The organism is Deltaproteobacteria bacterium, from assembly GCA_005879795.1.
GTDB lineage: Bacteria > Desulfobacterota > Binatia > DP-6 > DP-6 > DP-6.
The window spans coordinates 1-8463 of record VBKJ01000026.1 but is presented as its reverse complement, the minus strand read 5'-3'; the positions used below and the strand labels follow the sequence as shown (position 1 = coordinate 8463).

The window sequence follows — 8463 nt, the reverse complement described above, 5'->3', positions numbered from 1 at the left end:
GCGGAGCGTCGAGGCGACGACCCACTCGCCGGGCGCGCCGCTGCCGCAGGTCGGCGTCAGGCGGAAGCTCGGCGTCCGGCCGCCGCGGTAGCGGACGGCGATGTGCACGACACCCGGATGCGACCGATCGACGCTCGTGACGGCGAGTGTCGCGGCGGCCTCCACCCGGACCGGCAAGGCGGCCGCGAGAGCCGCCAGTATGAAGGCTTTCCTCCTCATCATCGCCCCGCCCCCCCGGCCGGAAGGCTATCATGCGACCTGATCGGGTTGAAAGACGCGCCCGCTGTGCCGGGCGAGCCTGTCTCGGCCGCGGTGTCCTCGGCGGCGTCCGCGTGCTATTTCGAGGCGGCGAATGAGGGAGACCCCGTGATGCGCGCCGCGGTGATGCGGGACGCGCGCCTGCTGGTGGACACGCTCCCCGATCCGGTGCCAGGTCCGGGCGAGATCCTCGTCCGCACGCTCGCCTGCGGCATCTGCGGCTCCGACCTGCACGCGCTCCGGCACGCGCCCAGGATGGTCGAGGCGGCGCGCGAGTCGGGCGTGCCGTTCACGCTCGACCCGGCGCGCGACGTGGTCATGGGGCACGAGTTCTGCGCCGAGGTGCTCGACTTCGGGCCGCATACGCAGCGCGCGCTCGGGCGCGGGACGCGGGTCGTCTCGATGCCGCTCACCGCGGACGCGAGCGGCGTGCAGGCGATCGGCTACTCGAACGACTACCCCGGCGGCTACGGCGAGCTGATGGTGCTCTCGGAGCTCTTCGCACTTCCGGTGCCGGACGGGCTCGCGACCGAGGACGCCGCGCTCACCGAGCCGATGGCGGTCGGCGTGCACGCGGTCGCCAAGGCGCGGCTCGAGGCGGGGGATGCGCCGCTCGTCATCGGCTGTGGGCCCGTCGGCCTGGCCGTGATCGCGGCGCTCCGGCTGCGCGGTGCCGGCCCCATCGTCGCCGCCGACTTCTCGCCCGCCCGGCGCGCGCTCGCCGAGCGCATGGGCGCGCATGTGGTCGTCGATCCGGCGCGGCAGCGCCCGATCGAGGCCTGGCAGGCCGCCGCCGGCGCGCGCCCGGCCGTCCTCTTCGAGTGCGTCGGCGTGCCCGGGCTCCTCCACCAGCTCATGCGCGACGCGCCGCGCGAGGCGCGGGTCGTGGTCGCCGGCGTGTGCATGGAGGACGATCGCATCCGCCCCATGCACGGCATCAACAAGGAGCTGTCGCTGCAGTTCGTGCTCGGCTACACGCCAGAGGAGTTCGCGGGCACGCTCGCTTCAATCGCCGAGGGGAGCATCCCCGTCGCGCCGATGGTGACGGGACGGGTGGGGGTGGACGGCGTGCCGGGCGCGTTCGAGGCGCTCGCGCGCCCCGACGCGCACGCGAAGATCCTGGTCGAGCCGTGGCGATGAGCTGACCGGCGGCATGCTCGGGCTGGTCTGTGTCGTAGCGCTCGTCCTGGCGGTCGTCGCCATCGCCCGCACCGCCACGGGCGGCTCGTTGGCGGAGCGCATCGCCGCGCTCGAGCGCGAGGTGCAGCAGCTGCGCGCGCTGCTCCGGGCGCGGGAAGCGGCGCCCGACCACGCGGAGAAGCGGGAGCCGGCGCGGGCACCCGTGGCAGCGCCCGAGACGGTGCCGCCGCAGGCGGCCGCTCCGCCGTTCCGCGAGCGCCCCGCGGCCCCGCCTCCGCCGCCGGCGGGCGCCCCGCGGCCCGCCGTCCCGCCGCCCGTCTCCGCGCCGCGCGTGGAGATCGACTGGGAGCAGCTCTTCGGTGTCCGCGCGGCGGCGGGGCTCGGCGGCGTCGCCCTCGCCCTGGCCGGGCTTCTCTTCTTCAAGTACTCGATCGAGCACGGGCTGATCCCGCCCTGGCTGCGCGTCGTGCTCGGCACCGTGGTCGGCGTCGCCTCCATTGCCGGCTCGGAGTGGACGCTCCGCCGGCGGTACGCGCGCACGGCAGACGCGCTCGCCGGCGCCGGCATGGTCGTCCTCTACGCCGCGTTCTGGGCCGCGAGCATCCGCTACAGCCTCGTGCCCATACCGGTTGCGTTCGTGCTGATGGTCGCCGTGACCGCCAGCGGCTGCATCCTCTCCTGGCGGCACGGGTCGCAGGTGATCGCGTCGCTCGGTCTGGTGGGCGGCTTCTTGACGCCGCTCCTGCTCTCGACCGGCGCGGATCGGCCCATCGGCCTCTTCGGCTATGTCCTCCTCCTCGACACCGGGCTCCTCTACCTGGCGCGGCAGCGGCGCTGGCCCGTGCTCGCGCTGCTCAGCCTGGCGGGCACCGTCTTCTACCAGGCGCTCTGGATCGGGACGCGCATGGGGCCGGACCGCCTGCTGCTCGGGCTCGCCATCCTGGGCGCGTTCGCCCTCCTCTTCGCCGTGGCGCCGCGGCTCGCCGGCGGCGAGGAAACCGACCTCGAATGGCTCATCGCCCAGGCCGGCGGCGTGCTCGTGCCCTTCGCCTTCGTGCTCTACTTCGCGAGCCGCACGCGCCTGGGCTTGCACTTCCATCCGTACGGCATCCTGCTCGTCCCGCTCTCGGCCGCCGCCGGCTGGATCACGCGGGTGCAGCGCACCTACCGCATCGGGCTCGGCGCGGCCGCGGCGACGGTCGCTATCCTGGGCGCGTGGCTCTTCACGCGCGCGGTGGGGGCAGGGCTCGCGTGGGAGGCGGCGCTCTGGTGCGTGGTCCTCGCGCTCACGTTCCACGTCTTCGTCGAGTGGGAGCACGAGCCGGGCGGCGTCGGCAGCCCCGCGCCGGCCGCCATCTTCGCGAGCCTCGGCTTCTTCGTGCTCCTGATCGTCGGGTCGGCCAGCACGTCGCTGGCGCAGCCGTGGCCGTGGCTCGCCGGCTCGGCCGGGCTCGCGGTTCTCCTCATCCGGCACGCGACCTTCCCCTCGCGGGAGTTCCTGCACCTCGTGGCGGCGTTCGGGATGGGCGTCGCGCTCGCGGAGGTCGAGAGCGTCCACGGCCGGCAGCTCGGATTTCCGCCGCCGTGGGTGTACTTCGCCGTCCTGCTCGGCGCGGCGCTCGCCTTCCAGGTGGTCGCGCTCGCGCGCCGCGCGCCCGAGGCCCGCCGCATGGCCGAGTACGGGGCCGCCGGGCTGGCCGCGCTGCTGCTCCTCGCGCGCGTGCCCGTGCCGGGCGCGCCGCTCCCGCCGCTCTGGCTGTTCCATGGCACGACGCTCGCCCTCGGCGTGCTGGTCGCGCTCAGCGCGACGCGCCTCTGCTCCGGTCCGGGGGTGCTCGGGGCGGCGCTCGCCACCGCGTTCGTGCAGTGGGGCTGGACGGGGGCGTTGCGCGGCCCCGGCGAGACCACGCCGCTCCTCCTGCAGGGGGCCGCCGTGCTCCTCTTCACCGCCTGGCCGTTCCTCGCCGGCGCCCGCTTCCGTGCCGATCGGTTCGCCTGGTACGGGGCCGCGCTCGCCGCCCCCGCCTGGTTCCTCTCCCTCCGGCGCCTCTACCTGTTCCGCTTCGGCGCCGGCACGATCGGTCTCCTGCCCGTCGTGCTGGCTCTGGTGTCGCTCGCCGCCGCGGTGCGGGCGCGCGAGCGCTGGGCGGAGAGCGATCCCATTCGCGTCGGCGTGATCGCGTGGTTCGGCGCCGTCGCCATGGGCTTCGTCACCGTCGCCATCCCGCTCCAGCTAGAGAAGGAGTGGATCACGATCGGCTGGGCGCTGGAGGGCCTGGCGGTGACCGCGCTCTGGGTCCGCCTCGACTACCCGGGGCTCAAGTATTTCGGGCTGGCGCTGCTCTGGGCCGTCACCGTCCGTCTGGTCGCGAATCCGGCGGTGCTCGGCTACTATCCGCGGCCGGCCTTCCGCATCGTGAACTGGCTCCTCTACACCTACCTGGTGCCGGCGGTGGCGCTGCTCGGGACGGCGGCGCTGCTCCGTCCGCGGGAGCTCGCCCGCGCGCGCGGCTGGGAGCGCGAGCGGCTGTACGTGCACGGGATGCCGGCGGGCGCGCTCGGGGCCGGGTTCGCCGCGCTGGTCGTGATCTTCGTCTGGATCAACCTCGCGATCGCCGACTGGTTCGCGACCGGGCCGATGCTGCACGTGAGCTTCGAGCGGATGGCGGGGCGCGACCTGACCACGTCGCTCGCCTGGGCGGTCTACGCGCTCGTGCTGCTCGCCATCGGCATGAGCCGGCGGAGCATCGGGCTGCGCTGGGTGAGCCTCGGCCTCTTCATGATCACGATCGCGAAGGTCTTTCTCCACGACCTGGGCCAGTTGCACGACCTCTACCGGGTGGCGTCGCTGCTCGGGCTCGCGCTGGCGCTGATCGCGGTCTCGCTCGCGTACCAGCGCTTCGTCTTCCGCGGGCCATCGGCGGAGGGGACGTGAGGCGCGAGCGCGTGTTGGTCGCGCTGCTGGGCCTCGTCCCCCTTCCCGCCCGCGCGGAGGAGCGGGCCGACGCCGACCTGCGCCGGCTCTTCCCGGAGCAGGCGGCCGTCTTCGTGGCCGCACCCGGCGGGCTCTCGCGCCTGAAGGTGCCGGCGGAGGTGCTCGCCGCCTGCCGGCCCGACCTCTCCGACCTGCGTGTCTTCGATCGTCGCGGGCGCGAGGTTCCATACGTGATCGACACCGGCCCGGAGGCGCGCACCCGGGTCGAGGTGAAGGAGACGGTCGAGGCGGCGATCCTCGACGTGCAACGCGAGGAGATGCGGCGCGAGCAGGGCCCGCCTCGGCAGCGCGAGTCGTACGCGCTGGCGGCGCCCGCGACGGCGCCGCAGGCCGGCGCCTGGGAGCTCGTCTTCAGGACCGACCGGCCGCGCTTCGTGCGGCGGGTCGACATCACGGCGGAGGCGCCCGACGGCGGCTGGCGCCGCATCGTCGACGACGGCTCGCTCTTCCGCCTGCCGAACATTGCGAAGGAGAAGACGCGGGTGACGCTCCCCCCGCTCGCCGGAGCGCGCCTCACCGTAACGCTCGAGGGGGAGGACGGCTTCTACCTGGAGCCGCGGCTCGTCTTCGAGAGCGCCCGCTTCCTCGATCCGCGCGAGGAGGCGTCGGTGCCGCTCCAGGAGCTCGCGCGGAGACAGGCCGACGGCCGCACGATCGTCGAGCTCGCAAGGCCGCACGGCCTGGTCCCGGACGTGCTGCGCCTCGAGACCGCGACCCCGGCCTTCGACCGCACCATCGAGGTGTGGGACGTGCGACCGGGCGGCAACGACGTCCTGCTCGGCCGCGCGAGCCTCTTCCGCCTCGAGGCCATCGCCGCGGTCGGTGAGAGCGAGATGACGCTCGGCCCGGCGCGCGGCGAGCGCCTGCGCGTGGAGATCATCGACGGCGACAGCGCGCCGCTCGACGGGCTCACGTTCGCGGCGGTGGTGCGGCAGCCCTCGCTCGTCTTCTCGCTCGCGACCGGCGGGGGCGCGGAGCCGGCCGCCGTGCTCTACTTCGGCGGCGGGCGCGCATACGCTCCGCGCTACGACCTGGCGGGGCTCCTTCCCGCGTCGGGTCAGGCGCTCGCCGGCGAGCGGGCGAGCGCGGCCGCGCGGCTCCGTGACCCGTCCGCGGCCGTGGCCGCACGGCTCGGGAGCGTCGAAGCCAACCCGCTCTTCGACGGCGCGCCCGCGCTCGGCTTCGCGATGCGGCCGGGCGCCGTGGTGGACACGCGTCTCTACAGCGAGCGGCGCGCGCTCGGCGTGCGGCCGTCCTCCGAGGGCCTCTCGCTACTGCGCCTGCGCGCCGAGGACGTGGCGCACGCGCGCCCCGACCTGGCCGATGTCCGCGTCGTCGACGCCGCCGCGCGCCAGTGGCCCTACCTCCTCGAGCCCGATGCGGCGCCGGAGTGGCAGCCGCTCGGAATCCCGAGCCCGCTCCGGCGCGAGCGGGTGTCGCGCTATCGCCTCGCCCTTCCGGTCTCACCCATCCGTCTCGACCAGATCGTCCTCGACACCGACACGCCCTTCTTCGACCGCGCGTTTCGCCTGACCGCGACCATGGAGGACAAGCGCGAGAGCACGCTCGCGCAGGGCCGCCTCGTGCAGCGCATCGGGAAGCCGCGTCCGGTGAGCGTCGACTTCCCTCCGGCTCGGGTGGTCGCGCTCGAGCTGGTGGTGCAGGACGGGGACGATGCGCCGCTCGCGTTCCGCGCCGCCCGCGCGCGCCTGATCCTCCCGGAGCTCTTCCTCGCCGCCCCGGCCGGCGACTACTTCCTCCTCGTCGGCGACCCCAAGGCGAGCGCGCCGAGCTATGAGCTGACCCGCGTGCGCGACGTCGTGCTCGCGGTGAGCAGCGCGCCGGTCGAGGCGAGGGCGTCGGGTCCGAATCCGGACTACAGCCGCGCTCGACTCGCGATCGAGCGCCGCGGCGACCTGGTGCCGCAGGTGCTCCTCTGGACCGTGCTGGTGGCGGCGGTGGTGGTGCTGACCGCCTTGACGCTGCGCCTCGCACGCTCCGGGGGCGACACGCCTCCGCCTCCGGCGTAGAGTGCCCTCGACGCGCGCCGGGCGTCGGGTGTATGCGGGGCGGCGAGACACGGAGTTCCGATTGAGAGCCGCAGTCATGGAAGCCATCTGTCGGCCGCGCATCGTCCGCGACGTGCCCGATCCGACGCCGCGCGCGCGCATGGGCTGCCGCTGGAAGCTCGTGCGCAGGATCATCGCGCTCGAGGAGGCGGCGCAGGCGCTCGCGTCGATGGACCGCTTCGCGACCGTCGGCGTGAACGTCATCGACCGGTACGGGTCCTGAAGCGCGCGGCGGGATTGGTCGCGGCGACGCTCCTCGTCGCCGGCTGCGCGGCGCTGCGCGCGCGCCTGGGCGCGCCCGGAGCCGAACACGCGCCGGCGGCGTGGGACGAGGCGGCCTTCGCGCGGAAGGCGATCCCGACCCACCGCCTGCGCGTGCCGGATGAGACGGTCATCGGCGCCGTCCGCCGCTACCGCATCCGCGCCGGCGACACGCTGCTCGACGTCGCGCGCTGGTTCGACCTCGGCTACAACGAGATCGTCGACGCGAACCCGGGCCTCGACCCGTGGGTGCCGCCCGTCGGCACCGAGGTGGTCGTGCCGACCGAGTGGGTGCTGCCCTGCTGCACGTACCAGGGCATCGTGGTCAACATCCCCGAGCTCCGGCTCTACTACTTCCGCCCCGCGCCCGACGATCCGCGAACGACGCTCGTCACCACGTACCCCGTCGGCCTCGGGCGCGACGACCGGCGCACGCCGCGCGGCAAGTTCCGGGTGCGATCGAAGCAGGTGAACCCGACCTGGTACATCCCGGAGTCGATCCGCCGCGAGCACATCGCGGAGCGCGGCGACGCGCGGCGCGCCATCCCGGGCGGCGCGCCCGACAACCCGCTCGGCGGCTACCGCCTCCAGCTGACGCACCGGCTCTACGGCATCCACGGCACGGACGTCCCGTGGGGCATCGGCATGCAGGCGACCCACGGCTGCGTCCGTCTCTACCCCGAGGACATCGAGCGGCTCTTCCGGCTGGTGGAGGTCGGCACGCCGGTCGAGTTCACCTACCAGCCGGTGAAGGTCGGCCGGCGCGATGGCGCGGCCTACGTCGAGGTGGAGCGGGACATCTACCGCTACACGCGCTCGCTCGCCGGCGCGGCGCGCACCGCCCTCGCGCGCGAGAAGCTCGCGAGCCGCGTGGACCGGCGGCTCCTCGACGCCGCGCTCGCGAGCCCGACGGGGGTCCCGCTCCGCGTCTCGCCCGACGGCCGGCGCGCGTTGTGAGCCGGCCGGACGCCGATCGGACACGTAACGGCGCTTGTTGCCACCGGGCGCGCTCTGCTATCGCCGGCGCGCCGGGTGATCGACCGTCTCTTCCAGCTCCGCGCCCGCGGCACCGATCTGCGCACCGAGGTGGTCGGTGGGGCGAGCACGTTCGCCGCACTCTCCTACATCGTCTTCGTGCAGCCCGCCGTGCTGGCGACGACGGGCATGGAGCCAGGCGCCGTGCTTGCCGCCACCTGCCTCGCCTCGGCGTTCGCGACCGCGCTCATGGGGCTGTGGGCCAACTACCCGATCGCGGTGGCCCCGGCGATGGGGCACAACTTCTACTTCGCCCTGGTGGTGGCGGGCCCGGTGGCGGCGGGCGGGCTCGGCTGCTCGTGGCAGGTGGCGCTAGGCGCGAACTGCATCGCGGGCGTCCTCTTCCTCGTCCTCTCACTGGTCGGGCTCCGCGAGCGGCTGATCGATGCGATCCCGGCGTCGCTCAAGCACGCGATCGCGGCCGGGATCGGGCTCCTCCTGGCGCTCGTCGGCCTCGAGTGGGCCGGGGTGGTGCGTGCGGCGCCGGGCACGCTCGTCCGGCTGGGCGACCTGCACCATCCGGCCGTGCTGGTGGCGATGGGCGGCACGCTGCTCGTCGGGGTGCTGCGCGCGCGCCGGTACCGGGGGGCGATCCTGGCGGGCACGCTCGCGACCGGCGTCGCGGCGGTCGCGCTGGGCCTCGTGCCGTACCACCGCCTGCTGGCGGCGCCGCCGTCGCTCGCGCCCACGTTCGCACGTCTCGAC

7 protein-coding genes are annotated in these 8463 nt (G+C 74.6%); 6 read left to right on the top strand and 1 reads right to left on the bottom strand.

All coding sequences use genetic code 11. The features are described from left to right. Positions 1–222 (bottom strand): hypothetical protein (locus tag E6J59_01015; protein TMB23906.1); only part of this gene is annotated, 222 nt, incomplete at its 3' end. A gap of 147 nt (positions 223–369) precedes the next feature. Here E6J59_01015 and E6J59_01010 point away from each other — a divergent pair. The 6 genes from E6J59_01010 to E6J59_00985 form a co-directional block, all read left to right on the top strand. Next, positions 370–1398: a zinc-binding dehydrogenase gene (locus E6J59_01010; protein ID TMB23907.1), complete on the top strand. Its 1029-nt coding sequence runs from the start codon at positions 370–372 to the stop codon at positions 1396–1398. A gap of 13 nt (positions 1399–1411) precedes the next feature. Further along, the gene (locus tag E6J59_01005) at positions 1412–4333 is read left to right on the top strand and encodes a DUF2339 domain-containing protein (protein ID TMB23905.1); all 2922 of its coding nucleotides are present in this window, start codon (positions 1412–1414) and stop codon (positions 4331–4333) included. Next, the gene (locus tag E6J59_01000; protein ID TMB23904.1) at positions 3643–6423 is read left to right on the top strand and encodes a DUF3999 domain-containing protein; all 2781 of its coding nucleotides are present in this window, start codon (positions 3643–3645) and stop codon (positions 6421–6423) included. Before E6J59_01005 ends, E6J59_01000 begins: the two co-directional genes overlap by 691 nt. Positions 6424–6499: 76 nt before the next feature. Continuing rightward, positions 6500–6685: a hypothetical protein gene (locus E6J59_00995; GenBank protein TMB23903.1), complete on the top strand. Its 186-nt coding sequence runs from the start codon at positions 6500–6502 to the stop codon at positions 6683–6685. Between the two features lie 14 nt (positions 6686–6699). Then, complete coding sequence (locus tag E6J59_00990; GenBank protein TMB23902.1) at positions 6700–7680, top strand: LysM peptidoglycan-binding domain-containing protein; 981 nt, start codon at positions 6700–6702, stop codon at positions 7678–7680. A gap of 75 nt (positions 7681–7755) precedes the next feature. Beyond that, positions 7756–8463 (top strand): NCS2 family permease (locus tag E6J59_00985; GenBank protein ID TMB23901.1); only part of this gene is annotated, 708 nt, incomplete at its 3' end.